Annotated in this window: 24 protein-coding genes and 3 pseudogenes; 8 read left to right on the forward strand and 19 right to left on the reverse strand. The window is 59.7% G+C overall.

The annotated features are described in order from the left end of the window. Positions 1–185: 185 nt before the first annotated feature. The 6 genes and pseudogenes from sS8_RS18910 to sS8_RS29335 all read right to left on the reverse strand — a co-directional run bounded on the left by sS8_RS18910 (position 186) and on the right by sS8_RS29335 (position 6,041). A complete protein-coding gene (locus sS8_RS18910) occupies positions 186–1,595 on the reverse strand; it encodes a sensor histidine kinase (protein WP_119631126.1) in 1,410 nt (469 codons plus the stop codon). Between the two features lie 163 nt (positions 1,596–1,758). Further along, positions 1,759–2,610, reverse strand: coding sequence for a putative bifunctional diguanylate cyclase/phosphodiesterase (locus tag sS8_RS28770; RefSeq protein WP_197716574.1), 852 nt, complete (start codon positions 2,608–2,610; stop codon positions 1,759–1,761). Further along, positions 2,586–3,238, reverse strand: a pseudogene (locus sS8_RS30030) (diguanylate cyclase domain-containing protein). Before sS8_RS30030 ends, sS8_RS28770 begins: the two are co-directional and overlap by 25 nt. 39 nt (positions 3,239–3,277) lie before the next feature. Continuing rightward, positions 3,278–4,093 carry a response regulator gene (locus sS8_RS28270; RefSeq protein WP_170161165.1) on the reverse strand — a complete coding sequence of 272 codons (816 nt, stop codon included), beginning with the start codon at positions 4,091–4,093 and terminating at the stop codon, positions 3,278–3,280. A 191-nt stretch (positions 4,094–4,284) separates the two neighbouring features. After that, positions 4,285–5,679, reverse strand: coding sequence for a histidine kinase dimerization/phospho-acceptor domain-containing protein (locus sS8_RS18925; RefSeq protein ID WP_232020360.1), 1,395 nt, complete (start codon positions 5,677–5,679; stop codon positions 4,285–4,287). Next, complete coding sequence (locus sS8_RS29335; RefSeq protein ID WP_232020361.1) at positions 5,631–6,041, reverse strand: transporter substrate-binding domain-containing protein; 411 nt, start codon at positions 6,039–6,041, stop codon at positions 5,631–5,633. The genes sS8_RS18925 and sS8_RS29335 overlap by 49 nt, the downstream gene beginning before the upstream one ends. A 213-nt stretch (positions 6,042–6,254) precedes the next feature. Here sS8_RS29335 and sS8_RS18930 point away from each other — a divergent pair. Continuing rightward, positions 6,255–7,748, forward strand: a pseudogene (locus sS8_RS18930) (ISNCY family transposase). Positions 7,749–7,759: 11 nt separating this feature from the next. Next, complete coding sequence (locus sS8_RS29635; protein WP_269461470.1) at positions 7,760–7,885, forward strand: hypothetical protein; 126 nt, start codon at positions 7,760–7,762, stop codon at positions 7,883–7,885. 138 nt (positions 7,886–8,023) lie between these two features. On the opposite strand, the gene tnpC (sS8_RS18935) is transcribed toward sS8_RS29635, so the two are convergent. From tnpC (sS8_RS18935) to tnpA (sS8_RS18945), 3 genes are read right to left on the reverse strand one after another with little or no spacing between them, the layout of a single operon-like run. Next, positions 8,024–9,535: an IS66 family transposase gene (gene tnpC, locus sS8_RS18935; RefSeq protein WP_119631128.1), complete on the reverse strand. Its 1,512-nt coding sequence runs from the start codon at positions 9,533–9,535 to the stop codon at positions 8,024–8,026. A gap of 58 nt (positions 9,536–9,593) precedes the next feature. Beyond that, positions 9,594–9,935: an IS66 family insertion sequence element accessory protein TnpB gene (gene tnpB, locus sS8_RS18940; RefSeq protein ID WP_119631129.1), complete on the reverse strand. Its 342-nt coding sequence runs from the start codon at positions 9,933–9,935 to the stop codon at positions 9,594–9,596. Further along, a complete protein-coding gene (gene tnpA / locus sS8_RS18945; protein WP_119627851.1) occupies positions 9,935–10,237 on the reverse strand; it encodes an IS66 family insertion sequence element accessory protein TnpA in 303 nt (100 codons plus the stop codon). The genes tnpB (sS8_RS18940) and tnpA (sS8_RS18945) overlap by 1 nt, the downstream gene beginning before the upstream one ends. A 1,219-nt stretch (positions 10,238–11,456) precedes the next feature. On the opposite strand from tnpA (sS8_RS18945), the gene sS8_RS18950 reads away from it, so the two are divergent. After that, positions 11,457–11,987, forward strand: a complete 531-nt coding sequence (locus sS8_RS18950) for a helix-turn-helix domain-containing protein (protein ID WP_119631130.1) — start codon at positions 11,457–11,459, stop codon at positions 11,985–11,987. Next, the gene (locus sS8_RS18955; RefSeq protein WP_170161167.1) at positions 11,911–12,384 is read left to right on the forward strand and encodes a transposase family protein; all 474 of its coding nucleotides are present in this window, start codon (positions 11,911–11,913) and stop codon (positions 12,382–12,384) included. The genes sS8_RS18950 and sS8_RS18955 overlap by 77 nt, the downstream gene beginning before the upstream one ends. 35 nt (positions 12,385–12,419) lie before the next feature. Here the strand turns inward: sS8_RS18955 and sS8_RS18960 are convergent, their stop codons facing one another. Next, the gene (locus sS8_RS18960) at positions 12,420–12,899 is read right to left on the reverse strand and encodes a hypothetical protein (RefSeq protein ID WP_145986611.1); all 480 of its coding nucleotides are present in this window, start codon (positions 12,897–12,899) and stop codon (positions 12,420–12,422) included. 139 nt (positions 12,900–13,038) lie between these two features. Here sS8_RS18960 and tnpA (sS8_RS18965) point away from each other — a divergent pair, with 139 nt between their 5' ends. Genes tnpA (sS8_RS18965) through tnpC (sS8_RS18975) form a run of 3 tightly spaced genes read left to right on the forward strand, consistent with a single transcriptional unit; the run spans position 13,039 to position 15,252 of the window. After that, positions 13,039–13,341, forward strand: coding sequence for an IS66 family insertion sequence element accessory protein TnpA (gene tnpA, locus sS8_RS18965; protein ID WP_119627851.1), 303 nt, complete (start codon positions 13,039–13,041; stop codon positions 13,339–13,341). Beyond that, positions 13,341–13,682, forward strand: a complete 342-nt coding sequence (tnpB, locus tag sS8_RS18970; protein ID WP_119627852.1) for an IS66 family insertion sequence element accessory protein TnpB — start codon at positions 13,341–13,343, stop codon at positions 13,680–13,682. The genes tnpA (sS8_RS18965) and tnpB (sS8_RS18970) overlap by 1 nt, the downstream gene beginning before the upstream one ends. A 58-nt stretch (positions 13,683–13,740) precedes the next feature. Continuing rightward, positions 13,741–15,252 (forward strand): IS66 family transposase, encoded by a 1,512-nt coding sequence (gene tnpC / locus sS8_RS18975; protein WP_119627853.1) that lies wholly within the window; start codon positions 13,741–13,743, stop codon positions 15,250–15,252. Positions 15,253–15,309: 57 nt separating this feature from the next. Here the strand turns inward: tnpC (sS8_RS18975) and tssI are convergent. The 3 genes and pseudogenes from tssI to sS8_RS18990 all read right to left on the reverse strand — a co-directional run. After that, positions 15,310–16,938 (reverse strand): annotated as a pseudogene (gene tssI / locus sS8_RS29640) (type VI secretion system tip protein TssI/VgrG); the annotation flags it as partial. Positions 16,939–17,109: 171 nt separating this feature from the next. Beyond that, complete coding sequence (locus sS8_RS18985; RefSeq protein WP_119631134.1) at positions 17,110–17,898, reverse strand: type VI secretion system Vgr family protein; 789 nt, start codon at positions 17,896–17,898, stop codon at positions 17,110–17,112. Between the two features lie 291 nt (positions 17,899–18,189). Continuing rightward, entirely contained in the window at positions 18,190–19,083 is an 894-nt protein-coding gene (locus tag sS8_RS18990) for a bestrophin family protein (protein WP_119631135.1), read from the reverse strand. Positions 19,084–19,140: 57 nt separating this feature from the next. On the opposite strand from sS8_RS18990, the gene sS8_RS18995 reads away from it, so the two are divergent. Further along, the gene (locus sS8_RS18995) at positions 19,141–19,326 is read left to right on the forward strand and encodes a YbdD/YjiX family protein (protein WP_119631136.1); all 186 of its coding nucleotides are present in this window, start codon (positions 19,141–19,143) and stop codon (positions 19,324–19,326) included. A 57-nt stretch (positions 19,327–19,383) separates the two neighbouring features. On the opposite strand, the gene sS8_RS19000 is transcribed toward sS8_RS18995, so the two are convergent. The 6 genes from sS8_RS19000 to sS8_RS19030 all read right to left on the reverse strand — a co-directional run bounded on the left by sS8_RS19000 (position 19,384) and on the right by sS8_RS19030 (position 25,682). Continuing rightward, positions 19,384–19,644 (reverse strand): hypothetical protein, encoded by a 261-nt coding sequence (locus sS8_RS19000; RefSeq protein WP_145986612.1) that lies wholly within the window; start codon positions 19,642–19,644, stop codon positions 19,384–19,386. A gap of 564 nt (positions 19,645–20,208) precedes the next feature. After that, a complete protein-coding gene (locus sS8_RS19010; protein ID WP_119631139.1) occupies positions 20,209–20,508 on the reverse strand; it encodes a hypothetical protein in 300 nt (99 codons plus the stop codon). Next, positions 20,508–22,265, reverse strand: coding sequence for an Hsp70 family protein (locus sS8_RS19015; protein ID WP_119631140.1), 1,758 nt, complete (start codon positions 22,263–22,265; stop codon positions 20,508–20,510). Before sS8_RS19015 ends, sS8_RS19010 begins: the two co-directional genes overlap by 1 nt. Beyond that, positions 22,262–22,909, reverse strand: coding sequence for a nucleotide exchange factor GrpE (locus tag sS8_RS19020; protein WP_119631141.1), 648 nt, complete (start codon positions 22,907–22,909; stop codon positions 22,262–22,264). The genes sS8_RS19015 and sS8_RS19020 overlap by 4 nt, the downstream gene beginning before the upstream one ends. Next, the gene (locus sS8_RS19025) at positions 22,909–23,235 is read right to left on the reverse strand and encodes a DnaJ domain-containing protein (RefSeq protein ID WP_119631142.1); all 327 of its coding nucleotides are present in this window, start codon (positions 23,233–23,235) and stop codon (positions 22,909–22,911) included. The genes sS8_RS19020 and sS8_RS19025 overlap by 1 nt, the downstream gene beginning before the upstream one ends. A gap of 8 nt (positions 23,236–23,243) precedes the next feature. Next, positions 23,244–25,682 carry a hypothetical protein gene (locus tag sS8_RS19030; protein ID WP_119631143.1) on the reverse strand — a complete coding sequence of 813 codons (2,439 nt, stop codon included), beginning with the start codon at positions 25,680–25,682 and terminating at the stop codon, positions 23,244–23,246. Between the last annotated feature and the right edge of the window lie 82 nt (positions 25,683–25,764).

Here is a 25,764-nt window from a genome sequence, read left to right on the forward strand (position 1 = left end):
CGCACGTCTGAGACGGCGTACGGGAAGCGTCGCGAGCGGGCCAAGCGCGTGCCTGTCCCGCGCTCAGTCGAAGGGGGGATGAGCGGCACGGTAAGGTCGGGAAACCCTTCACAGGTCGGCAAAGGATTGCCGACCTACGACCGTGTCGCCATGGCTTGTGTCTTGTTTTCCGGGACGGCTTTCGTTCAGGAAAGCGCTTCTGCCAGCGGCAGTTCGACTCGGATGCGGGCGCCCTGTTGGTCCTGTCTAGGTTCGATGCTCTCGACTTTTCCGCGGTGATTCGCCACGCACTCGCTCACGATCGCGAGTCCCAATCCGGCGCCCTCGGCGCCGATCATGCGAGCCGCCTCGCCCCGAAAAAACGGTTCGAAAATCCTTGGACGCTCGGCGGGGTCGATGCCGGGGCCGTCATCTTCGATCTCCAGCTCCATGCCGGTTCCCGAGGCACGAAGAATAATCCGGATGGTGCCTCCATTCGGGGAAAATTCGATGGCGTTGGCGATCAGCTTGTCGACGATGGTTCGCACCTGGTCCGGGACGCCGCGAAACTCGACGGGCTGTACCAAGTCCTTGATAACGAGGGATTTCGCCTTCAAGGAACCTTGATGAGCGTCGATGACGGATGCCACCAAGGCCTTCATGTCCATGGCGGCTTTCGGTTGCGGCGAAGGATGGTCTTTGACCCGGTCGTAGCGCAGCGACTCATCCAGCAGGTTTTGCAATTTCCGGACATCCCGGCCCAGCCGCGCCACGAGGTCGCGCTGCCTCGGGCTCAAGGCCTCGGCCGCCTCGCTCATGAGCTCGCCGGTATTCCTGGAAATACCGGATAGGCGCGTTTCGAATTCGTCCGAAATATTGTGCATGAACTGCCGTGTCGACTGTTCCCGCCCTAACAGGCGGGTGCGCAGCCAGTCGAGCCGGTTTCCGAGATATCGCAGCTTTCTCGGCCCGGCAACCCGGATCGGGTTGCCGAGTTCTCCCATACCCAGCTTGCGGATGGATTCATCCAGCTGCCGAACCGATCGGCCGAGTACGGCCTGAAAGCCCGATCCCAGTCCGAAGCAAACGAGCAGCATAATGCCGAGCGCGGCACCTTTCACCGGGAGATCCTGCCGAACCGCTCCCGAGCGTCCGGGAAGGCTGCCGCCCGTACGATCGGCCCGGCTCAAAGCGCCCTGCCGGAATTCGGCCATGGCATCCTCAAGGCGCCGGACGGCTTCGTCTATCGACAAGCTCAGTTTGAGATCCGTCCCGAAACCGACGATTCGGTCGTAAATCGGCTTCTTCTTGTCCGACAGTTTTTCGACCAGCGGCGAGATCTTGTCGTGGACTTCGTCTCGGGAGAGGCCGCCCTGTTTCGGTTCTATCGATGCCGGAGCGCCTGTGAGCGCGGCCGGTAGGGCTGTAATGCGATAGGCAAGCCGATCGAGCCCGCCGTGGTCCGGCAGCAGCCAGAAGACGCCGAGTCCGAGGAACGCCGAGAGCGCAAGGCGCCGCCATACTGTCCCGACCGTTTTTCCGGGTCGGTGCACCTTGCGTCTTTCGCCGGGCACCGATACCCGATCTTTCGAATAATCCCGATCTCGCACCACCATAGGACACCCCTCGAGAGTCAATGCAGGGAGAAGCCTCGAGACCGAAACTTGACACCAAACCGCCAAAAAGTCCAATCGTGCATGCCGAGTGCCTCTCCGGGGAGGTCTTCAAGGCCCTTCGACAAGTTCGGGGCGGCTGACGCCCGAAAGTATGCCGGATGCCTCACCCGCTGGCAGAAGGGCTCTCGTTGGCAAGTATCTCCGGCGGTTCGAAGGACGTCAGAAAATGCGTCATTTCATCGGCCGGTATCGGCCGGCTGATGAGATAGCCTTGAATCACGTCGCAGTGCAGGGATCTCAGGTAGCTGGCCTGGGCCGGTTCCTCGACGCCCTCGGCGATGACTTCCAGGCCCAGGCTGTGGCCGAGCGCGATGATGGCCTTGACGATAGACGCGTTGCCGCTATTAGTGGTCATGCCGCGAACGAAGGAGATGTCCACTTTCAGCTTGTGCACTTCGAGCTGCTGCAAATAGGACAGCGAGGAATAGCCGGTGCCGAAATCGTCGATCGACAGGCGCACCCCGAGTGCGCTCAGTTCGGCCAGTGCCTTGAAGGACCGGTCGCGTTCCATCAGCACGCAGCTCTCGGTGATTTCGAGTTCCAGCTGCTCGGGCCGGCTTCCGGTTTCGGCGAGGGCGGCCTTGACCGAATCGATCAGACGGCCCCGGCTCAATTGAACGGCGGAAACGTTCACCGCCGTGTGGCGCGGTGTCAGCCCGACCTCCGACCAGCGTTTGATCTGCCGGCAAGCTTCGCGCAGCACCCAATCGCCCAGGCGCACCACCAGCCCGCTTTCCTCGGCCAGCGGAATGAACTCGTACGGCGGAATCATGCCCCGCTCCGGGTGCTGCCACCGCAGCAGCGATTCGAGGCCGACAATGCGGCCGCTAGCCGGGTCGATCTGGGGTTGATAGTAGAGGAGCAGCTCATTGCGCTCCAGCGCCGCCCGCAACTCGGCGTCAAGGGCCAGCCGGTGTTTCGCCCGGCGGGTCAACTCCGGGCAGAAGAAGCACACGGTGCCCTTTCCCTGGGCCTTGGCCTGATGCAGCGTCGCCTCGGCGCTGCTGCGCAGGGTTTCCGCATCGCGGCCGTCGGCGGGGTACAGGGCGATCCGATGCTGGCGCCGATGTACACGCTCTTGCCGTCGAGCACGTACGGCTCGGCCAAGGCGTCGATGATCCGCTGCGCCGTCAGGTCGATCGGCATGCCCTCGTCGTGTTCGAGAATGATGTTGAATTCGCCGCCGCCGACGCGTGCGATCGCATCGCGTCCGGGCAGCAGGGCCTGCAAACGCCCGGCCACCTCGGTCAGCAGTTGGTCGCCTGGGTGTGGCCCAGGCTCTCGTTGACCGTTTTGAGATTGTCGAGATCGAGAAAGAGCAGGGCGAACGAATCCCGGCTGCTCTCGGCATGGAGAATGGATTGGGTCAGCAATTCGGTGAACAGCACGCGATTCGGCAGGCCGGTCAGCGTATCGCGGTTGGTGAGGAAATGAACCTTCTGTTCGGCCAGGCGCCGGTAGGTGATATCGCGAAGCGAACCGCGCACGCTCCGGAATTCGCCGGCGCCGTCGAACACCTGCTTGCAGACATGTTCTATCCACTGCTCGCTGCCGTTCTTCGTGCAGATTCTCGGGCACGTCATCGACGATGAGTATGCGCGCCCGGTCGTCTCTCCTCGCGGTCATGGTCCCCCTCCCTCGCAAGCTTGTTTTAGGTTTTCTCGCAATGTTATGAGCAGTGCCAGCGCCTCGTCGATGTCGAAAACGTCGAAGCCTGCGGCGATGGCGGCGACTTGCGCTTCGTAGGATGTGTCGGCGGTGTCCGCCCGCAGCTCTCCGAGCAGGGGATCGACCGCGCCGAGATCGCGTTCGAGCGCATCTTCCAGGCGCGCCAGCCGCTCCAGCAGTCGGCCGGGATCGAACGGTGCAGGGCTTGCCACGGACGCCGGCAGCGGCTCGCCGGGCAAACGGCCGATGTCGTGCATCACGGCACCGCAAAGCTGCTGAAGCTCGGCCAAAGCCTCCGTGCACGGCACGGTTCCCTGCTTGAGCGGGGCATCGATTTCGCCGAGCTTCCGGTAGAGTTCCCGGGCTCCGAGATTGCCGGCCGTGGCCGTCCCGGCCGGCAAGCGAATCCACCGGGAGAGCGCGGCCATCAACTGATCCGGCGCGATCGGCTTGGTCACATGGTCGTTCATGTCGGCGGCCCGGCGCTGTTCGGCATTCCTCGCCATCGCCAGGGCGGTCATGGCGATGATCGGCAGCCGTGCGAAGCGTTCGCCGCCGGGCATCTCGGCCAGCCCGCGGATTCGCCGCGCGGCCTCGAGCCCATCCATCACCGGCATCTGGATGTCCATCAGCACGGCATCGCAGTCGCGCTGCTGCACCTTTTCCAGAGCCTCGTTTCCGTTTATCGCCGCGTCGACTTCGATGCCTTCGCTGCGCAGCAGCTCGATGGCGAATTCCCGGTTGATGTCGTTGTCTTCGACCACCAGCACTCGCGCGCCGGCCAACCGGCCGCTGGCGTCGAGATTCGGGGGCTCGGACGGCAGCCGTCGTTCGCCCGGAACAGACGCCCGCGCCCGAGCACGGAGAGTGTCGTGTCGAGCAGGATGGAGGGCGACACCGGTTTGATGAGAAACCCGTCCACTCCAACCTGCTCCGCCAGGCGGATCACGTCCTCGCGGCCTTAGGCCGTGACCATGACGATCTTGGGCCGGTGCGGTATTTCGGCGTCGAGGTGGAGGCGCTGTATCGCCTCGTCCCCGTTCATGCCGGGCATCAGCCAGTCCATCAGCACCCGGTCGTAAGGCTTGGCGGCTGCCACCCGGAGTTCGGCAAGCGCCGCCGCTCCGCTCGCCACGGTGCCCACATTCAGGCGGAAGAACCGCAGCATGTCGGCCAGGATGTCCCGCGAGACCTGTTTGTCGTCGACCACCAGCACGCGAACGCAAACCTCCAGGGTGATCCCGGTGTCGTCGCTGTCGAGGCGGTGAAAGGCCAGCTCGACTTCGCCGCGCTCGGTGAACTTCACCGCGTTGCCGCACAGGTTGAGCAGAATCTGCCCCAGGCGTAGCGGATCGCCGATCAGTCGCTCCGGGATGGACGGGTCGTGGCGGATCAGGAGCTCGATGCCCTTGTGCTCGGCCTGGTAGCCCACGGTGTCGGCCAGTTGCTCGAGCGCCGCGTCGAGTCCGAACTCGACCTGCTCGACATTGAGCTTGCCGGCCTCGATCTTGGAAAAATCGAGGATGTCGTTGATGATGCCGAGAAGCGAACGCGCCGCCGCCTGAGCCTTGCCGAGCTGATTGCGCAGACTCGTGGGCAGGTCGCTTTTCAGGGCCAGATACAGCATGCCGAGTATGGCGTTCATCGGCGTGCGGATCTCGTGGCTCATATTGGCGAGAAAATCGCTCTTGACTCGGGTCAGGCGCTCGGCTTCCTCTTTTGCCGCGACCAGCTCCGCGGTGCGCGCGGCGACCAGGTGTTCCAGGTTGGCGCGCTGGCTCTCCAGTTCCCGCGCGGTGGCCGCCAGTTCGCGGGTACGGTGCTCCACCTGGCGGCGCAGCAGCAGGCTGATCGCCGCCATCAGCAACAGTCCGCCGCCCAGCCCCGCCAGCGACCACAGCGCCCAGATCGGAATCAGCGTTTCCGGCGGCGCGGCCATGGCACGGTGCAAGGCGTCGAAATAGATCGAACTGTCACTGCGCCACCAGGCGGTCAGATGTTCGTCGATACGTTCCAGAAGGTCGGCGTTGCGGCCGTTGCCGGTGGCGAAATAGAGATTGCTGGGCAGAAAAACGATCGGCGTTTCTCTGAGTTTGTACCTGGGGCCGTTGTGCGCGGCGAAAAAGCTGTTGGTTACCACCGCATCCGCCTTGCCGCTCGCCACCGCGGCATAGGCCTGATCGAGCGAGGTGACCGGAACCGGCCGGTAATCGAAGTTGCCGGCGGCCATCAGCTGGGCGAAGAAGGATTGCTGAATGCCTCCCTCCAGGAGGGCGACGCGCTTTCCCGCCAGATCGGCGAGGGACGTTACCTTGAGCCGCGGGCTGCTGTAGACCTGCGACCAGCTGCCGGCCACCGATACCGTGTGAAAGTCGAAACGCTGATCGCGCTCTGCGGAAAACGCTGATCGCGCTCTGCGGAAAAGGCGACGTCGGGCAGCAGATCGAGTTGTCCCTGCTCCAGCCGATCGAGACAATCCGACCACCGGCAAGGCACATAACGAAGCTGCCAGTGCTCGATGCGTGCGATCTCGTTCAGCAATTCGACGAACAGACCCGCCGGACGGCCATTCTCGGCCGTATAGACCTTCGGCGCGTTTTCGTACAACCCGACCGCGACCACTCTCTGACTTCCAGCCCCTCCGGAGCGGCTGTATCCATGCCATGCGACCATAACGCCCAGCGTAAGCAAGACCGCGAGAATAGCGACGGATATCACGAATCGGGAATGCTTTATCACGGGTGGATCGGATTGCGGCGGCAGTCTGGTAAATAGTGCCTGAACGGAAATCAATTAAAGTCATAACTATCAATGTATTATAATTATTTCGCAGCACGAAGATGTGTTGTTCTGACACCAGTTTTGCCCTATTTCGGGCGAAAATCAGCCTGCAACCACCTCAAAACCAAAATCTTCGTTACCCGAAATCGTATGCGTACCGTCATTCAGCCACAACTCAAATTCGGTGAAACCGATATTGCCGCCATCGTCCTCGATCCCAAATCGCGCGATGACATCCCTCAATTACTGCGTGGACTGCAATACATTTATACCGAGGTCAGCTTGCGTCAGCGGGTATTTGCCATTCTGGAAGAGATGATACCTGACCGTGCGAACGGGCAAGGCAAAGCCAACCGCCAAACCGGGCGGCCTGGCATGGAGCAGTGGAAGATACGGGTGTTGGGCGTACTGCGCTTGGGTCTCGATGCGGATTACGACCGGATTCAAGAGTTGGCCAACCAACACAAGACGATCCGGCAGATGCTGGGGCATAGCGATTGGCTGGACGAGCAGGAGTACGAGTTGCAGACGATTCGGGACAACGTCAGCTTGTTCACGCCCGAGCTATTGGACCGCATCAACCAGGAAGTGGTTAACGCGGGGCACTCGCTGTTAAAAAAAAGCCGAGGAAAGCCTCAAAGCCCGCGCTGATTCCTTTGTGGTCAAAACCCACGTGCATTTCCCCACCGATACCAACTTGCTGTGGGATGCGATTCGCAAAGTCATTCAAACCTGTGCGGCACTCTGCGATACATTGGATTTGACCGAATGGCGGCAAAGCGCTTATCACTTGCGGTGTTTCAAGAAAAGCTACCGTCTGATTCAAAAGCTCAAGCATTCCACCTCACAAGATGAAGCCAAGCGGCAGGCCAAGCAGGCGCAAATCGAAACGGCTTATCAGACCTATCTCGACCAAGCTGAAACCTATCAGCAACGGGCACATGCTACCCGGCAACGCCTGAACCAAGCGCATGGCCTACCGACACCGATGTTGGCAGACCTTGATGCCTACCTGGCGCATGCCGAGCGGCAGATCGACCAGATTCGTCGCCGCGTCCTGCGAGGTGAAACCATTCCGCATGGCGAAAAAGTCTTTTCCATTTTTCAGCCCCATACCGAGTGGATCAGCAAAGGCAAGGCGGGCGTACCGGTCGAATTGGGCTTGCGGGTGGCGGTCGTCGAAGATCAACACCGCTTCATCCTACACCATCAAGTCATGGAAAAAACCACCGACGATCAAATCGCCGTGTCCCTGGTCGAACACAGCCAAACCCGCTTTCCGGCAGTAACGGCCATCCGCTTGGACAAGGGCTTTCACAGTCCAAGTAATCAGGTCGAGCTCAAGCAACACCTGGAAAACGTCATATTGCCGAAAAAAGGCCGGCTATCGGAAGCCGACAAAGTCCGCGAATCCGACCCGACATTTGTCCGCTGCGCCGCCAACACTCGGCTGTTGAATCGGCAATCAATGCACTCGGTGTGCATGGCCTGGACAAATGTCCCGATCATGGCATTGACGGCTTCAAGCGCTATGTTGCCCTCGCGGTCGTGGCGCGCAACATTCAGCGCCTGGGAGCCGTTTTACGCGAGCAAGAACAACAAGCGGCGGATCGACGACGAGGGCCGTATAAAAAAGCGGCCTAAAGACAGGGCTGATGGCAGAAAAATCCCGAAGTGCAGGAAAGATGCGTCCAAAATTTGCCCCCAAATGGCAAATTGGCATCATGGAGTGCGCCTGGCGGGAAAAAATGCTGGCCTGGGCCGAAAAACGGCTGACGTGACTCCCAGTGAGTCAGCAAAACCATGAAAAAATCGAGTTTTCTTACAGACACTAAATAGATCCAAGTATAGGAAATACGTAAGCGTTCGGCGGTACCCGGACTTGTGGTCGCAGTGGCGAACGGTTAAGTGGTCGCTTGTTACGCCCCGGGCAGCTTGCAGTTGTGAGGAAGCAGGCTGTCGATGTCCTTCTGCTTGGTGGAAGGCAGGCGGTTGAGGACATCCTTCAGATAGGCCTCCGGATTGATGCCCAGCTCCTTGCAGGTCTGGATCAGGCTGAAGACGGTGGCGGCGACCTGGCCGCCCTTGGGCGAGCCGAGGAACAGCCAGTTCTTGCGGCCGATGGTCAGCGGGCGGATGGCCCGTTCGCTCCGGTTGTTGTCGATCTCCAGGCGACCGTCTTCGGTATAGCGCTCCAGCGCCGGCCAGTTCTTGAGGGCATAGCCGATGGCCTGGGCAGTGGGGGTCTTGGGCGCCAGCTGGCGCAGCCGGTCTTCGAGCCAGGCCTTGAACTCGGCCAGGATCGGCCGCGCCTGTTCCTGCCGTAGCTTTCGGGTGCCTTCGGCGTCGAGTTGCTGTTCCTTGGCCTCCCGTTCGATGGCGTAGAGCCGGCCGATGTACTCCAAGGCCTCATGGGCGCTGATGCGCTTGCCGTTCTCGGTCTGTCGGGCAATCTCGAAGAACTTGCGGCGCGCATGCGCCCAGCACGCCACTTCCAGGACCTTGCCTGCGGCGAAGATCTGGTCGTAACCGGCATAGGCGTCCGCCTGCAGGTAGCCGCTGTAGCCTTCCAGTTTGGCCTTGGGATGCTTGCCCGCCCGGGTTTCGGTGTGGTCATAGACGACGATGGGCGGCGAGTGGCCGGCGTATACCCAAAACCGGGTTTCCCGCGTCTTGCCGCGGTCCTGCACCGCCACAGTGGTGTCGTCCGAGAAGATCACCGGCTGTTGCTTGAGCAACGCCAGCATCCGCTCGACCAAGGGCTGCAGCTGCCAGCCGCTCTGGATGACCCAGTCGCACAACGTGGTGCGGGCAATGGGGACACCCTGGTGGGCAAAGATTTGCTCGATGCGGTACAGCGGCAGGTGATAGCCGTATTTGGCCATCAGCAGATGTGCCAGAAGACCCGGCAGAGGGATGCCCCGCTCGATGATTTGCGGCGGGGCCGGTACCGTGGTCAACTGCCCTTGGCACTTCGCGCAGGCGCACTTTTCCCGCCGCGTTTCCACGACCTTCAGTTGCGCCGGGACGTAATCCAAGCGTTCGGAGCTTTCGTAGCCGATCACCGGCCGTTCCTCACCGCAGGCAGGACACTGCCGGTCTTGTGCCGACAACGGCAATACCACGATCTCTCGCGGCAGATGCGCCGGCAGTGCGGTGCGCTTCGGTTGATTCTTGGCGGGCGATTGCACCACCACCGTCTTGAACGCCACCGGACTGGCGACGGGGGTGTCCTCGGGCACCTCATCCCACAGCGGCAGTTGGTCGATGTCGGGGAGGGTCGCCAGTCGCTCGGAACGGGCGCCGAACAGCAGCTTCTTCAGCTGCGCCAGGTCGAATTCCAGCCGTTCGATGCGCGCCTCGCGCTGGGCCAGGGTGGCCTTTAGAGTACGATTTTCTTCGGCGAGAGCGGCGGCATTCATGGCTGCCATTATACCCGGTGGACCACCCGAAAGCCCAGCTCTGATGCGGGTTTCAGGCACTTTCGACTCAGCCGACCCGACCCGCGCGAACCGCGCGGAAACGGGCCACCGTCAGGTCCACGCCTTCCAGCAACAGCAGCAGGTCCGAGCGCGAAATCGTCCCCTGAACCGGCTTGCGGAAGCGGCCGTTCTCCAGCCGCTTGTAGGCCAGCCAGAAACCGTGACGATCCCACCACAACAGCTTCACCTTGTCCCGGCCCCGGTTGAAAAACACGAACACCGCACCCGATAACGGCGAATGCCCCAGACTGCCCTCCACCGCCAGCGCCAAACCATCGATGGACTTGCGCAAATCGACCGGCTCGGCCACCACATACACCGCCGCCGCACTCAGAATCGTCGCCAGCATCACGAGACCAATGCGGCCACCACCTGCTTCAACAACCCGGCATCGAACCCCGGTTTCACCTCGATGCGAACCCCGCCCACCGACAACCACAGACCACCGACTGCTGTCTCACCGCCATCTACCCGCATCAACGTCAGTGGCGCCACCACCGCTGGCTGCGCTACGCGTCGACGCCAGTAGATGAACGCCGCATAGCTGACCGCCTCGCGCGCACACCAAGCGCGCACCGACAACCCACTCCCTGCCTGTTGCTCCAGCAGGACCCGCCAATGCATCTCTCGTTCTTGTTTCGTCATCGCCATCTCCTCCTCTTCGGGAATATGGCGATACTGTGACTCAGGCGCTAATCGGTGGGAATTATGCGGACAGCCGGACGCTTACCAAAGAACAATCTGTGTTTTCCATAAACCAAGACGCAATTGTATTTATATCAAGAAGACTATCTTCCTTGCTCAACCCGAATCGCTTTATAAAATGTACTCGTACGCGCATCTCTGAACATAACAACGAGTCGCGTTCATCTTTGTCAGCAGATCGGGCTATATACTCATATACTTTGATAGCAAGATGAGCCCATTGTAGGGCTCCAGTCTCTAATGCCCGTCGTGCCAATATTTCAGCCAAACCTAGCCAATTGAAATTCTTTGGGGCATACGACCTACTATCCAATATAGCGTCAAGCCAATCATTGAGTTCACTGGGAGCAAGCTCTACAACATGATTCATATTGCCTTCATTACAGAGACAGGCGGCGATCGCTCGTTGAAAAGTCAAGTAGTGCCCCCTTACCAGTGCAGCGGGGGCTCGGAATCGTGCCCTTCTTGATACCCGAACAGAACAGAATCTCTACCAACTTGCGCGATTCAAAGGCGAAATGTGGCGATACGGCTCCAATAAGCCGCAATTCAGCTCAAAGTCGAATTGAATTCCACCAAGCTCATCGTACGACGGTTGGATTTACTGAAAATTTCGGCTTATTGGAGGTGTTCGAAGGTCATCTATCATAACTAAATCGCAGAATTTGTCCGCTTGCTTTGTCAACTTCAACTTGAAAGTTAGGTGTGCCTTGAATCGATCCTCGAAAGCCCTTATGAAGATTCTTATATTCAAACGATATAATTACTTCTGAATCTGACTCTAAGATATTTATCATATAATCGTTGGCATCTAATCCTGTCTTGCTAAATTCATCATATGCGTGCTTGATCGGGAGTAGGTAATTTCCGGAAAACCATGTGATTTGCCTTATGTTGGTCATGAAGTTAATCTGACCGTCTCTGATATGCTATACAATAGCAGCAATGAACTTAAATTGACGCGCTATATTATTTTAAAATACGCACCAATCTTTTCGATGGATCATAAATTTTGAAGATGCGACTTGGAGTTCCGAAATATCCTTTTTAATCAGGTATGCCTTTACCATCGGCGGAATTCTATCAATAGAGTTGTACCTGATGCCAATGCATGGTATTGATAGCCCAATTGTTTCTCAAACAAATCCGAATATAAAAACCTTCCGTGATCTACGACAAATTTAGCAAAATAACCGACGACCGCATCGTGGCATCGTTGATTGGAATGCCCAAGGCAAAGTTCACAGCCCTCGTCAAAGTATTCGAGTCGGCCGCTCTCGCCATCGATCGAGAGCGTGTCGAAAAGGGCGAAATAAAACACGTCAAACAGGGTGGCCCTAAAGGTTATCTTGATTCTTACGAGAAAAAGCTGTTTTTCGTTTTGTACTATCTGAAAACCTATCCCACTTTTGACGTTCTGGGCTTTCATTTCGGTTTCAGTGGCGGACATGCCCATGCCCACATCGACCGGTTGCTGCCGGTTTTAGGGCGAGCGCTGACAAGCCTCAACGTCATGCCGGAGCGCACGCTAACAACCCCAGCAGAATTCTCTCAACTCATTGATCAATATAAGAACATAGCGATCGATGGCGTGGAGGTCGCTTGCGTTCGACCCCAAGATGAAACTGAACAGGAAAAGCATTACAGCGGAAAAAAAAAGACATACGCTCAAATCCCTCGTAATCTCCGACTTTAATCGAAGGATATTGTTTTTGTGCTGTATTGTGGCAGGCAGCGTACATGACTACACACTCATGAAAGACGTCTTCACGCCGGGTTCAGCGTGGTTCGAGAAGGTCAATTTATGGCTTGACTTAGGATTTCTGGGCGCGGACAAAGATTATCAAAGTACCCAAATATATCTACCCCACAAGAAACCTAGAAAATCCAAGAAAAACCCTAATTCGACATTGACGCCTGAGCAGAAGAAACAGAACAGAAAACAAGCCGCCACGCGGGTCATCGTTGAGCATGCCATCGGCGGAATGAAGTTCTTCCACTGCTTGATGCATCGGATTAGAAATCATCTGGGTCACTTCGTAGATTATTTTTTCTCACTTTCCGCCGGGCTTTGGAACTATAAAATCTGTTGATTTACAATTGTTTAGCATCTGAAACAACTCTAATATTAAATGTTCGTCATGTTTGAATTTATTCTTTTAGTTTCGATATGTTCTTCCGCTACAATTGATTCCGGCAAGAAATCATAGACATATAATTCGTCACCAAGGTTAACGATATCAACAGATTTTCCAGACTGAAATAGTAGTCTGACACCCATACAGACATTATTATCTGCAATTAAGACAAAGCTATCATTGAGTTTTTCACCAACACACTCACGCCAAGGACCTTGGTTAGAAATATATTTCAATATTTCGTTTCCGTACCGGCCAAGGTCAATTTCAGCAGGAGCATTAGAGTCATACTCTATAGACTCCCCATCGCTAGCACACCTGACACATCCGTGTAGATTGTTATCAAACTCAAGGTAGATGGCTTGCGGCGAGTTATTATCTTCTCGATCATCGTAAACGTAGATTAGGGCTAGAACACCTGTCAATCTTTGACCTGCAATTTTGTTTAACCACTCAATTAGTTTCTTCAATTGTGGATTCATATTAAACTAAAGTGCTTTAAGTGCATTTTGCACGGATGTATTGTTTATGTAAGCGTCCGGCTGTCCGCATAATTCCCACCGATTAGCGCCTGAGTCACAGTATCGCCATATTCCCGAAGAGGAGGAGATGGCGATGACGAAACAAGAACGAGAGATGCATTGGCGGGTCCTGCTGGAGCAACAGGCAGGGAGTGGGTTGTCGGTGCGCGCTTGGTGTGCGCGCGAGGCGGTCAGCTATGCGGCGTTCATCTACTGGCGTCGACGCGTAGCGCAGCCAGCGGTGGTGGCGCCACTGACGTTGATGCGGGTAGATGGCGGTGAGACAGCAGTCGGTGGTCTGTGGTTGTCGGTGGGCGGGGTTCGCATCGAGGTGAAACCGGGGTTCGATGCCGGGTTGTTGAAGCAGGTGGTGGCCGCATTGGTCTCGTGATGCTGGCGACGATTCTGAGTGCGGCGGCGGTGTATGTGGTGGCCGAGCCGGTCGATTTGCGCAAGTCCATCGATGGTTTGGCGCTGGCGGTGGAGAGCAGTCTGGGGCATTCGCCGTTATCGGGTGCGGTGTTCGTGTTTTTCAACCGGGGCCGGGACAAGGTGAAGCTGTTGTGGTGGGATCGTCACGGTTTCTGGCTGGCCTACAAGCGGCTGGAGAAAGGCCGCTTCCGCAAGCCGGTTCAGGGGACGATTTCGCGCTCGGACCTGCTGCTGTTGCTGGAAGGCGTGGACCTGACGGTGGCCCGTTTCCGCGCGGTTCGCGCGGGTCGGGTCGGCTGAGTCGAAAGTGCCTGAAACCCGCATCAGAGCTGGGCTTTCGGGTGGTCCACCGGGTATAATGGCAGCCATGAATGCCGCCGCTCTCGCCGAAGAAAATCGTACTCTAAAGGCCACCCTGGCCCAGCGCGAGGCGCGCATCGAACGGCTGGAATTCGACCTAGCGCAGCTGAAGAAGCTGCTGTTCGGCGCCCGTTCCGAGCGACTGGCGACCCTCCCCGACATCGACCAACTGCCGCTGTGGGATGAGGTGCCCGAGGACGCCCCCGTCGCCAGTCCGGTGGCGTTCAAGACGGTGGTGGTGCAATCGCCCGCCAAGAATCAACCGAAGCGCACCGCACTGCCGGCGCATCTGCCGCGAGAGATCGTGGTATTGCCGTTGTCGGCACAAGACCGGCAGTGTCCTGCCTGCGGTGAGGAACGGCCGGTGATCGGCTACGAAAGCTCCGAACGCTTGGATTACGTCCCGGCGCAACTGAAGGTCGTGGAAACGCGGCGGGAAAAGTGCGCCTGCGCGAAGTGCCAAGGGCAGTTGACCACGGTACCGGCCCCGCCGCAAATCATCGAGCAGGGCATCCCTCTGCCGGGTCTTCTGGCACATCTGCTGATGGCCAAATACGGCTATCACCTGCCGCTGTACCGCATCGAGCAAATCTTTGCCCACCAGGGTGTCCCCATTGCCCGCACCACGTTGTGCGACTGGGTCATCCAGAGCGGCTGGCAGCTGCAGCCCTTGGTCGAGCGGATGCTGGCGTTGCTCAAGCAACAGCCGGTGATCTTCTCGGACGACACCACTGTGGCGGTGCAGGACCGCGGCAAGACGCGGGAAACCCGGTTTTGGGTATACGCCGGCCACTCGCCGCCCATCGTCGTCTATGACCACACCGAAACCCGGGCGGGCAAGCATCCCAAGGCCAAACTGGAAGGCTACAGCGGCTACCTGCAGGCGGACGCCTATGCCGGTTACGACCAGATCTTCGCCGCAGGCAAGGTCCTGGAAGTGGCGTGCTGGGCGCATGCGCGCCGCAAGTTCTTCGAGATTGCCCGACAGACCGAGAACGGCAAGCGCATCAGCGCCCATGAGGCCTTGGAGTACATCGGCCGGCTCTACGCCATCGAACGGGAGGCCAAGGAACAGCAACTCGACGCCGAAGGCACCCGAAAGCTACGGCAGGAACAGGCGCGGCCGATCCTGGCCGAGTTCAAGGCCTGGCTCGAAGACCGGCTGCGCCAGCTGGCGCCCAAGACCCCCACTGCCCAGGCCATCGGCTATGCCCTCAAGAACTGGCCGGCGCTGGAGCGCTATACCGAAGACGGTCGCCTGGAGATCGACAACAACCGCAGTGAGCGGGCGATCCGCCCCCTCACCATCGGCCGCAAGAACTGGCTGTTCCTCGGCTCGCCCAAGGGCGGCCAGGTCGCCGCCACGGTGTTCAGCCTCATCCAAACCTGCAAGGAACTCGACCTCAACCCAGAGGCCTACCTGAAAGACGTCCTGACCCGTTTACCCACCACCAAGCAGAGGGAGATCGACAGCCTGCTACCCCACAACTGGAAACCAGCCAACGTATAAGGTCCTGACGGTTAACTGTTCGGCGGCATCAGGAAAAGACTGTCCTCCAGCGGACGCTTACTTGTTTATGCCGTCTTTCAGAATCGTAACGAATTTTCCCTCAGGTGTTGCCACCAAAACGTCACGCCCTTGGATCATAAAGTTGACAGGCCCTCTGTCGCCATTAGCGCCTTGCCCTCTAAAAGTACCAGGGACTACTCTATCTGGGTTATTCGCTATGTCACTGATACGATCGATCACTCGCTGCCGATCAGCTGCATTCGCAGGGTTGCCACCAAAATCTCTAACGTGCTTCCCAAGCTTTTTCCCGAGCTGGCTTTCGCCAATACTAATTGCATTTTTTGTAACATTCTTCACCGTTCCGGCCAATCCTCCGGCCGGCAGCATGGCCGAGATCAGCTCATCGGTTGCCTCCCGATCGCCTTTCGCCACCCGGTCCAGGACTTCGAACTGCCGGTCGAGGTTGTTCGCGAGGTGCTGAACGGGATCGTTGACCAGCGATCGCAGCTGTTCACTCAGGTTTTCCGCGATGCTCGCGGCCTCGCCGCCAAGCACTCCCAATAGATCGCTCCCCGTGCCGGCAGCCTCGTCCACGTTGAGGTCAACCCGGTCGGAGCCGACGATCCGGACATACACGCCGTTCACCGAAATATGGCCGTCCTTGTCCATCTGCAAGGTGCTGTTCCCCACTTTCAGGGTAATGCTCTCCGCCGCCTCGAGATAGAGATGCCCGGACTGGACCACGTTGCTCTGGTTGCCCTCGGTGACGATCAGCTGCAGGTCCTTGCGGATGGTCTCGGTGTGATGGCCGTCGACCTGGATGGTCCGGTCCGCCATCACGTGCTGGGTGTCGTTGTTGCGCACCGTGGTGCTCATGTCCTTCTGCGAATGGAGGACGATCTTCTCCTCGCCGGCCCGGTCGTGGATCACCATCTCGCAATAACCGTTGCCGCCCGGCGTGGAGTTGCTCTTGAAGCCCATCATGTGGGCCGCGGCCGGCAAGGGATACGGCAGCCGCTGCTGGGCGTTGTACACCCGCCCGGTGATGAGGGGCTGGTCGGGGTCGCCTTCCAGGAAATCGACGATGACTTCCTGGCCGATCCGGGGGATCGCTACCGTGCCCCAGCCCTGGCCCGCCCAGGGCTGCGATACCCGGAGCCAGCACGAGCTGTTCTCGTTCCGCTGCCCTTCCCGGTCCCAGTGGAACTGGACCTTCACCCGGCCATGGCGGTCGGTGTAGATCTCCTCGCCCGGGGGGCCCACCACCACCGCGGTCTGCGGCCCCTGGACGAAAGGCTTCCGGGTCTTGCGCGGCGGCCGGTAGGGCTGGCGGCTGTCGAGGGCGGTCAGGGTGCAGTGGAATGCGTCCCCTTCGAGGACGGAACCGCCCGACAGGTACGCATCGCTTTGCAGCCGATAGGTGGCGGCGACGATCAGGTATTCGCGGTTCTGATCGGCGCGGGGGTAATCGGTCAGGTTGAACAGCGCGCCGCAGCTCAGGCCGCGGGCATTGCCCTCGGCCCGGGCCTGTTCGTGCCGGGCGTGGAAGGCTTCGAGACGGGTGCGGGCGTAATGCTCGCCGTGCTCGGGCTGGGCATAGCGGCCCGGGTAGTCGAACACTTCCCATTCGGCCTGGGCATGAGGGCGCGGCTGCCGGTGCTTGACCTTGAGGTCCGCCCGGGGCTTGGTGAAGTCATCATCCTGGAAACGGCAGTTGACCGCTTAGATGGCGTAGAAACGCCGCATGGATTACGAGCACCGTCCCTTCTAGCGAGGTCACTGCTTGGGTGAAGCCGCTACGTACCCGATTGCACGGCGGGCGGGCCACCTGGCGGCGTTGCTCCTTCTTGCGGGAGATTACCCCGCGGCGGCGTCGCGCCTTGCCAGCCGACCCGCCCGCCGCACACTCGAGCACGTCCAACTGCCGTTTCCAGGATCATCGGTGAGGACGTACCGGCCCGGCTGGATTGCACGGGCGAACGACCAGGCGTACAGGTGATCGCGCTCGCGCCGGACGCTGTTGTTCGGTTCGAAGTAGGGGATGGATTCGTAGCCGGGCATCTTCGGGTGGGCGGCGGCGGCATCGGCCAGGATCAGGGTGTGCTTGCCCCGGGTGTGCTCGAAGAAATAGTAGAGGCCTTCTTCTTCCATGAGCCGGCTGACGAAGTTGAAGTCGGATTCGCGGTATTGGACGCAGTAGTCCCGCAGCGGATAGGTGCGGGTGAGGCGCGCTTCGAAATCGGTGAAGCCGTGGTCGCGAAACACCTTGACGATGATGTCGGGGGCGGTTTTCTTTTGGAAGATGCGGCAGTTCGCGGTGCGGGTGAGCAGCCAGAGCCAGGGTCTCAAGGTGACCCGGTAATGGACCAGGGTGCGCCGTTCGTCCTCGGTGGCGCCGAGCTGGGCGAAGCGGCAGACGACGCCGTTGAAATAGCGGACGCTGTCGTCGGGGAGGGTCAGGGCGACATCCAGGCGGTCGCCGAGGAGCTGGTCCGGGTTGAGGCTGCCGGCGGTGCTGAGGAGATCCAGTTCATAGCTGAACAGGCCGCCCAGGCGTTCCCGGCCGGTCATGTCGTGAAACAGCAAAACGTCCGGGCCGAGCGGGGAATAAACCTTGATCAGTCGTGTTCCTTGGATGTATGTCATGGGCGCTGTTTGGTCCTGAGCCGATGTTTCGGGCGAGTTCGCTACAGTTGGGATTTCAGTCCACCGGGAAGGAGGCCCGGCGTCCCCGATGCGCTGCAGCCGAGGATAGGAAGTGGCGTCCTGCGTGGATCGTTCTTGTTAGGTAACGCTTAAGGCTAGCCGAGAATTGTGCGGACGCGGTTCGAAAAAAGTAAATTTTGGGTTACTTTTTGGTTGGGATGCCGGGATGGGGCAACGAGGGTTCGGCTTTCGCCCTGGTGCAAGTGGCCATTCAGACTCTCCGTGAAACTATCAGCGCGCCGAAGCCCGGGATCTCCGGACGCTGTCATTCGAGGCGTCCGCGCCGGCGCTTGGCCACTTTTTCAGCAAGATGTCGCCGACATTCGCGGCGATCATTGTTGCGAGATCTTCGGTGGGAAGGTCATTGGCAGCGTCGCCGAAGGGATCCTCGATTTCCTCCGCGATCAGTTCGAGGCTGGCCAGGACGAAGAATACGAAGGTGGTGAACAAAACGGTCCAGTAGCCGAATTCGTGCGCGAAGCAGAACGGCATGGTGACGATATAGACGAAGATGAATTTCTTGATGAACAGGCTGTAGGAATAGGGAATCGGCGTCTTTTTGATGCGTTCGCAGGCGCCGCAGATCTCGGTCAGCGAGGTAAGCTCGTGGTTCAGGTTAAGAGAATGTACCGCGGCGAGATGCCCTTCCCGGTGCAGGCGGTCGATTTCTCTCCACAGGCTGGCGGCGATAAAATTCGGTCTGTGCGTGCCGCCCGGCTGCGGTGAGCCATCGCGAAGATGCTCGTGGAGTACCGCGGCATACGCGGCGAGATGCTTGGCGATGATCGGTCTGGATGAATGGTCCGGTCGGAGAAAGGCGTTGCATTTCAGTGCCAGACTGCGGGTCGTGTTGACCAGGGCGCCCCACTGCCGCCGGCCTTCCCACCAGCGTTCGTAAGCGGTGTTGGTGCGAAACACCAGGAGCAGCGAGATGACGAAGCCCAGAAGGGAGTGGACGAGATTGGTGCCCTTGAGTTCGTCCGGCAGCAGGTCGTGATCGATGAAGGCGACTGCGGCGCTGAACGAGGCCACCGAAACCATGGCCGGCAACAGCCTTCTGAAGGTATCGCTCTTATGGAATTTGAAGATGAGACCCCACCATGATTTGGGATTGTAATTGATCACGCCGGGCTCCTGGGCTGGTTTCGACCTTGGAAGTGAAGCTTATTACTGGATTATAGAATGCTGAAAACAGTCAAGACGCTATGGTATCTGCTACGGGAAATGAGCGGCGACGATGCCTACGAAAAGTATCTGGCGCATTGGCGGACTCACCACGCGGGTGAGGGCGGGACGCCCTTGAACCGCAAGGAGTTCTTCGATGCCGAACTGCGGCGGCGGTGGAGCGGCGTCAAGCGCTGTTGCTGAGCGGGACGCACATCCCGCCTACGGAGTCATCGGCGGGATGGCGCAACAGAGGGGGGATTACAGGCGGCTCTTGATCCGTTCGTAGGCGCTCTTGATTTCTTCACCGAGCATTTTCACGCTGGTCAAGACATCTTCCGATGCGTCTTTGGCTTCGTCGGCGACTCCGGCGAGTCTGCTTTTGAATTCCTCCAATTTTTCTTCCGTTTTCTGCCATTCTTCCTGGGCTTCGAGTTTCGCCAGGTTGATCTGCACTCGCAATTCATCCCGCTGCTGAATCAAGCCGTCCCGAAATTTTTCCAATTCGTCTTGAATGTTCATGATGTTTTCCTCGATGTTGGTTCGCCATGCCCTCGCGGATACAAGGCCTCCTCCGATGTTCCTGGTTTCACTCAAACGGCGCGTATTGCGAGGATTCGTAACAGCAAGCTGTACCATCAATCATGGTAACAATCCCGAGCGGATTTCTACCAGTATGATTTCAAGCCGGAATGCAAGTTTATCGATTCGGTGAGACTGCGGCGGATTTCAAATCGCCGGCCCGGTCTTTGCCGAAAGCGCGCGGCGGGCAAAAGCCCGGAAAGACGCCGAGTTTCGTTCCTCGACAAGGCTTATCCGGTTCGGCTCGCGCGATGCTCGCTCGGGTCTTATTCCCTTCGGCATTCGAGTGAACATTGATCGGATGGGTAGAGCGAAGCGAAACCCATCGATGGCGGGTAAGCCCTTCGACGGCGCTCAGGACAGGCCCTTCGACAGGCTCCGCGTAGCCCACCCTACGAAAATGAATTCCTTTTCATATCTACCGTACGGGCACTCGCGAGGTCGGGAATCCTTTCCCGACGCCGCGGCCGAGTTGAGCGCCTGCGTCGGCAAGGGATTGCCGACCTACGAAGGCTCTTGCGATGCTCTTTCGGGGCTCGCGTACGGGGGGGGCGCTCTTTCGAATCCGCGGGTTTCCAAAAATCCCTGCAGCAGTTGGGCCAGGAGCGAGCGTTTGAGGTGCAGGGATTGTTCCAGCGCTTGCCGAGCTAGGGCGGCGTCGCCCTCGCCGAGCCGGGCGACCGCCTGGCGCAGCTTCGCGCACGCCTGTGCCTCGGCGGCTAGCGGGAGACTCAGATCGGTCCGGCAGCGGGCGCACACCGGGTCCTCCCGCAGCCGGGCCTGACAGGTGGGACAGCGCTCCATCAGGATTCGAGATAATAGAGAATGTCGGCGAGACGCTCCACGGCCGCTTCCACTGCCTGAAAATCGCCCTTGGCGATACCGTCCCTGATCTCTTCGATGAGGTCGATCATGTCCTCGCGGTCTTCCTCGGACGCCTTGTCCAGCAGGCGTTCCGCTTTCTCCACCAGTGCCCGGGCGGTGACTTCGGTGTGCTGCTGTTCCTTGACCTCGCTCTGCCCCAATGCGGCGACGGCGCCTACCGCCTTCCCGAACAGGGCGTCGATGCGGGCTTTGGCTTCGCCCATTTCTTCGTCCTGGAACCGGGCGATGGCATTATTGATGGTGATGGATTTGGAAAGACCGGTGTCCTTCTCCCGCGCCGAAACGTGCAGGATGCCGTTCAGATCGAGATCGAGGCTCACCGTGATGGTATTGCCCGCGGGCACGTTGCGCAGACCCTTGATCCTGAATTCGCCGATCTCGATGTTGTTCAGGGCATCCACATTTTCGCCCTGGTAGATCCGGACATCCACCTCCTGCTGGCCGTCGTAGCTGGTGAAAAAGGCTTCGGTCTTGCTGACCGGCAGCGGGGTGTTCTTGCGGATAATGGGCACATAGACGTAGGGGTAGAATTCGCCGTCGAGTTCGCCTATGGCGGAGGTGCCGTAGGTGTAGGGGGTGATGTCGACCAATACCGAGGCTACCGATTCTCCCGCGATCATTCCGGCCTGGATGGCCGCGCCCGTGGCGACGCAAAGATCGGGATCGATGTTCCGGTGCGGTTCCTTGCGGAACTCGGCGAACAGCCGCTCGCTGACGACGGGTGTGCGGGTGCTGCCGCCCACCAGCAGGATTTCGTCGATGTCTGAGGCGGTCAGGTTGGCGCCGCGCAGGGCGATATGCACCGCTTCCAGGGTTTCGTCGATATAGCCGGCGATCATCTGCTCGTACTCGTAGCGGGACAGTTCCAGCGACAAATGCATGGGCGTCCCTTCCTTCTCGAACAGATATTCTTCCTCGATGCGCACGAACGGCTGGTCGGACAGGCTGCACTTGGCGCTTTCGGCGACCCGGTTGATACGCGCCATGATCTGCCGCGACTCGGTGATGTCGAAATCGTGCTCACGCTTGATGTGCTCGACCAGATGATCGACGATGCGGGCGTCGAAATCATCCCCGCCCAGCCGGTTATTGCCGTGGCTGGCCAAGACTTCCACCACCTCGTCCTCGATGCTCACCACCGACACGTCGAAGGTGCCTCCGCCCAGGTCGTATACCAGAATGCGCTTGCGGGTGTTGGTTTTGGCCTCGTAAGCCAGTGCCGCCGCGGTCGGTTCATTGATGATACGCACGACCTCGAGACCGGCGATTTCCCCGGCTTCCCGGGTAGCCTGGCGCTGGGCGTCGGAAAAATAGGCGGGGACGGTGATCACCGCCTTTTGCACGCTGCGCCCGAGGTAGTCCTCGGCGACGGACTTGAGCCGCTTGAGGATGATGGCGGAGATTTCCTGCGGGCTGAAGTGGTGGTCCGCGAGCTCCACCTTGAGATCCTCGCCCATGTGGCGCTTGATCGACTTGACCGTGCGCTCCGGGTAGAGGATGTATTGATTGCGGGCCGGTTCGCCCACCAGGACGTCGCCGTGCTCGCCGATGCCGACGAAGGACGGCAGGATCTTGCGCCCTTCCCGATCGGGGATGACGGTAACCTTGCCTTTCTCCAGTATGGCCACTTCCGAGTTGGTCGTACCGAGATCGATACCGATGATGATGTCGTTCATAATTTGTTGGCCCTGACTTCCGCTAAACGTAAGACTTCGTCGCCCCACAGAAATCCCTTGCGAAGTTCTGCCGTGACGACACCATTTTCCAGTTTCGGCTGCCGGTCCAGTTCCAGCACTTTCATGCTGTGGGGGTCGACCGGCAGACCCATGACTTCGATCGGCCGGATTTCGTGGCGCGCCAGGATTTCCTCCAGCCGCCTGAGGCTCATGCCTTGTCCTTCGCGTATGCTCTCGATGAAGCGACGGTCTTCCCGGCGTGACTTGATGCGAAACCAGCCCTTGACCGGACGGTAGTTGCGCAAGGCATCGAGGCCGGCGGAGAGCCGGTCGTGCAGATCGAGAAGATCCAGCAGCGCGGGACGCAGGGTGTCGCGGCGGAGAGTGGAAAATTCGCCCTGAAATCGCTCCACGGTCCGGCTCAGATTCTCCTGGCTGTTCCGGAGCCATTCGTGCGCCTCGCCGATGGTGTCGAGGGCGGTGCGGAACTGGCGGGATTCGGTCCGGACCTCGGTCCGGAGCGCCGCCAGCTCGCCGAACAGGGAGAACAGGTCGGTCTGCCCGGTCTCTTCCTCGACTACCGTAGTCGCATCCAGGTACTGCCGGAATTCTTCCAGTAGACGGGTTTTGTCGGTCTCATCCATCACGAATCGGTACCCGTCCCGGACAGGTGTTCCGCCAGGCCGTCGGTGAGCGCCCCGATCAGGGTGCCGGCATCCGGCCTGCCGGGGCGGCCCGGTTTCAGCGCCTGGCGCAACAGGACGGAAATTTCGGGTTTTTCCCTATGGAACAGCCGGTATTCGCGGCGCTTCTTGTCGGTCTCGATGTGCTCGTAAGCCGCGCGGATGCGCCGGAACGCTTCGGCATTCTGCTCCGGCGGGAATTCCCGGACCTTGCGCAGATATGCCTTCTTGATCGCCTCGTCGCCGGCGTCTTCCTCGACTTCCAGGACTTCGTAAGGGGTTTTCATGAGTTCTCCTAGGATTTTTTCTTGGGTTTCTTGCCGCGACCGGCGCCGGGCAGGGGCAGTCCGTCCAGGATCTTGCCCAGGTCCAGGTCCACATTCAGGCCCCCGAACAGTTTCTTGAGAATCAGGCCCATCGCATCCTGTTCCGACAAGTTCTTGAGCTGTTCGGGCGAGAATTCACCGAACAGCTCCTTCGCCCTTTCTTCGGGGGAAAGCCGGTCGATTTCCTCCATCCGTTCCGCGAGCTCCTCCGCGGCCTCTTCGTCGAGATTGTCCAGCCCCGGAAATCCGTCCGGAAACACATCATGGAAATCGGGCTGTAGGGATTCCTCGTGCTTGCGCAGGAACTGATCGATCAAGGCCGCGGAGCGGCGGTCGCCCGCGTGGTGCGCCTCATCCAGGTTCATCTGGAGCCGGAACTGGTCGACCGGCATCAGCATGCCCGCATCGCCCCGGCAGTTCGCATAAACTTGGAAATAGACGAACGCCGGTGCATAGCGGTACCGCCTTCCCCCCTGCTTTGCGCATTCGGTCAGCAGTTCGTACTGGCCGGCACCGGCGAAGCCCTGGCAGAGACCGAAGAAATCCTCCTCGGACAGGTCCGCCTGCTTGAGGCTACGCTTCAGCATCGGCACCAGCTTCTTTAGAGCCAGCGAGGCGTTCTGCCGGCCTTCGCTCTGGTATTGGCCAAGCAACTTGATCAAGGCCATGAGTTCCGACTTGCCGGCCAGGTGGTTCTTGTCCAGATCTTCGACCAGGCGGCCGGGGCCTTTCAAAGGCAGTCCCGCCCCCATAACTTCCATGGCCCACTGAAACCAGGCCGCCGCACCGCCGCCGGCGGCGGTCCACGCTTCCCGCCACAGGCTCCGGCACAGTTCGTTATCGGCCTGCCAGTAGGCCAATAGCCCCTCGAGCCAGAGCAGGGCCGCGCTACGGCGCTGGAGATCGAGCTTGCGCGCCGCGGCCAATTCCTGCTCCGCGAGGTCGGGGCGTTTTGATTTCATCTGTTTGCGGGCGTGGCCCAGATGAGCCTCCAGCAGAAGACGGCGGGCATCGCTGTTGATGGGGTCGATTTCCAGGAGGGTCTTGGCATAGTTCGCGACTTTCTTGAACGCCTTGCGGCGCTGGGCCGCCCGCATCGCCGGAAGCAGAACCTCCGGGTCCCGCGGATAGCGTTTCACGGCACGGTCCAGCCAGGACAGGGCGGCCTTGGCGTCGTCGAACTGCTCCAACAGTCCGATCAGCCTCAGGTAGGACGGCTTGTCGTCCGGGTCCAGTTCCAGGCTTTTCTCCAGACACTCGATGGACAGTTCGGGGAGTTCCTTCTCGGCGAGATGGGCGACATGGCGGAAAATCAGGGCCTGGGTGAGCGGTTCGTTGCGGCCTGCCGGGGCATTCTTCAAGAGAATGGTATATTCCTGCCAATACCGGCTCGCCAGCGGAAAATCGCGTATCTCCTCGGAATGGAGCGCCTTGATGCGGTATTGCTCGAGCGGGGTAAGCTTGCCGAAAGCCCGCTCGTAGAGCGGGATGGCTTCCGGCGCATACACGAGGGCCGCGAGGCAGAAGCGGCGGCTTGCCCACTCGCCCAGTTCGCTGCGGTGGCGCAGAACGGCCTCGATAAGCGGCCGCATGCCCTTGGCCTGGGCGGCTTTCTGGATGTCTTGCAACAGCGCGAGTTCCTTCTTGCCGTAGCCTTTCAGGCTATCGACGACCGCACGGAGCTTCGGCGGAAGCTTGAAATAGCCGTCGGCGTCCGGCACGGCCCCTCCGAGTTGTTCACGCAAGGCCGCGGCGAGATCGCCACAGGCCGAATCGGTATCGACGCGACCGAGGAGTTCCGACGCTTCGGCGGGATTGCGTTCCGCCACGAGGAGGCCTTTGAGCAATGTACGCAGATTCCGGTACGGCGAGCGCGACGAGATCTGCTGCAGGCATTCCTCCGCTTCGGCGTCCCGGCGCTCCGCATAAGCCGCAAGGGCTTTTCGGAGCAGCGGCCGCTGCCGCACGATGGCGTGTTCACCGGGTAGGGCATCGACCAGCTTATCGTTTTCCAGGGCCAGCAATGCCGCGGCCTCGACCAGACGCCGTCCCAGCGGCGAGCGGAGAAACTCCTCGGAGAGCGTCCCGAGTGCCTGGCCGAGCTTTTTCATCGTACCGGCTTTAAGCAGCCATGTCAGGTACTCCCCGGATAGGGGCGTGCCGGGGCGAAGGCCGGCATGGTTCTCCCACAGTATCGCCGCCTCCTGGAACATGCCTTTTCCGGCCACCTCGCGCGCGCGTCCCAGGTAGGCTTCGGCCAGTTGTGCCTCCGCCTCGGGGCGCCGCTCCCGTTTCAACAAGTCTTTCAGCGTCCCGATCGCATCCTTGAAATACCCGCTCTGTAGTGCGTTCTGGGCAGCGGCTTTCAGTTCCGATAGGGATTTCGGAGGCGGAGTCTTGGGTTTCATCGGCAGGCTTGGAATGTTAGTGGCACGAAGCGTATGGAGATTATCGCAAAAAAATCGCCATTCGTGATTCAGGGAGATGTAC

Origin of the sequence: Methylocaldum marinum, assembly GCF_003584645.1 — a bacterium.
GTDB lineage: Bacteria > Pseudomonadota > Gammaproteobacteria > Methylococcales > Methylococcaceae > Methylocaldum > Methylocaldum marinum.

Bases quoted from the DNA above. Each gene is read 5' to 3' on its own strand.
- sS8_RS18910 (WP_119631126.1), bottom strand. From the start codon at position 1,595: ATGGTGGTGCGAGATCGGGATTATTCGAAAGATCGGGTATCGGTGCCC.
- sS8_RS29635 (WP_269461470.1), top strand. From the start codon at position 7,760: ATGGCAGAAAAATCCCGAAGTGCAGGAAAGATGCGTCCAAAATTTGCC.
- tnpC (WP_119631128.1), bottom strand. From the start codon at position 9,535: ATGGCAGCCATGAATGCCGCCGCTCTCGCCGAAGAAAATCGTACTCTA.
- tnpB (WP_119631129.1), bottom strand. From the start codon at position 9,935: ATGCTGGCGACGATTCTGAGTGCGGCGGCGGTGTATGTGGTGGCCGAG.
- tnpA (WP_119627851.1), bottom strand. From the start codon at position 10,237: ATGGCGATGACGAAACAAGAACGAGAGATGCATTGGCGGGTCCTGCTG.
- sS8_RS18955 (WP_170161167.1), top strand. From the start codon at position 11,911: ATGAAACTGAACAGGAAAAGCATTACAGCGGAAAAAAAAAGACATACG.
- tnpA (WP_119627851.1), top strand. From the start codon at position 13,039: ATGGCGATGACGAAACAAGAACGAGAGATGCATTGGCGGGTCCTGCTG.
- tnpB (WP_119627852.1), top strand. From the start codon at position 13,341: ATGCTGGCGACGATTCTGAGTGCGGCGGCGGTGTATGTGGTGGCCGAG.
- tnpC (WP_119627853.1), top strand. From the start codon at position 13,741: ATGGCAGCCATGAATGCCGCCGCTCTCGCCGAAGAAAATCGTACTCTA.
- sS8_RS18985 (WP_119631134.1), bottom strand. From the start codon at position 17,898: ATGACATACATCCAAGGAACACGACTGATCAAGGTTTATTCCCCGCTC.
- sS8_RS18995 (WP_119631136.1), top strand. From the start codon at position 19,141: ATGCTGAAAACAGTCAAGACGCTATGGTATCTGCTACGGGAAATGAGC.
- sS8_RS19000 (WP_145986612.1), bottom strand. From the start codon at position 19,644: ATGAACATTCAAGACGAATTGGAAAAATTTCGGGACGGCTTGATTCAG.
- sS8_RS19010 (WP_119631139.1), bottom strand. From the start codon at position 20,508: ATGGAGCGCTGTCCCACCTGTCAGGCCCGGCTGCGGGAGGACCCGGTG.
- sS8_RS19015 (WP_119631140.1), bottom strand. From the start codon at position 22,265: ATGAACGACATCATCATCGGTATCGATCTCGGTACGACCAACTCGGAA.
- sS8_RS19020 (WP_119631141.1), bottom strand. From the start codon at position 22,909: ATGGATGAGACCGACAAAACCCGTCTACTGGAAGAATTCCGGCAGTAC.
- sS8_RS19025 (WP_119631142.1), bottom strand. From the start codon at position 23,235: ATGAAAACCCCTTACGAAGTCCTGGAAGTCGAGGAAGACGCCGGCGAC.
- sS8_RS19030 (WP_119631143.1), bottom strand. From the start codon at position 25,682: ATGAAACCCAAGACTCCGCCTCCGAAATCCCTATCGGAACTGAAAGCC.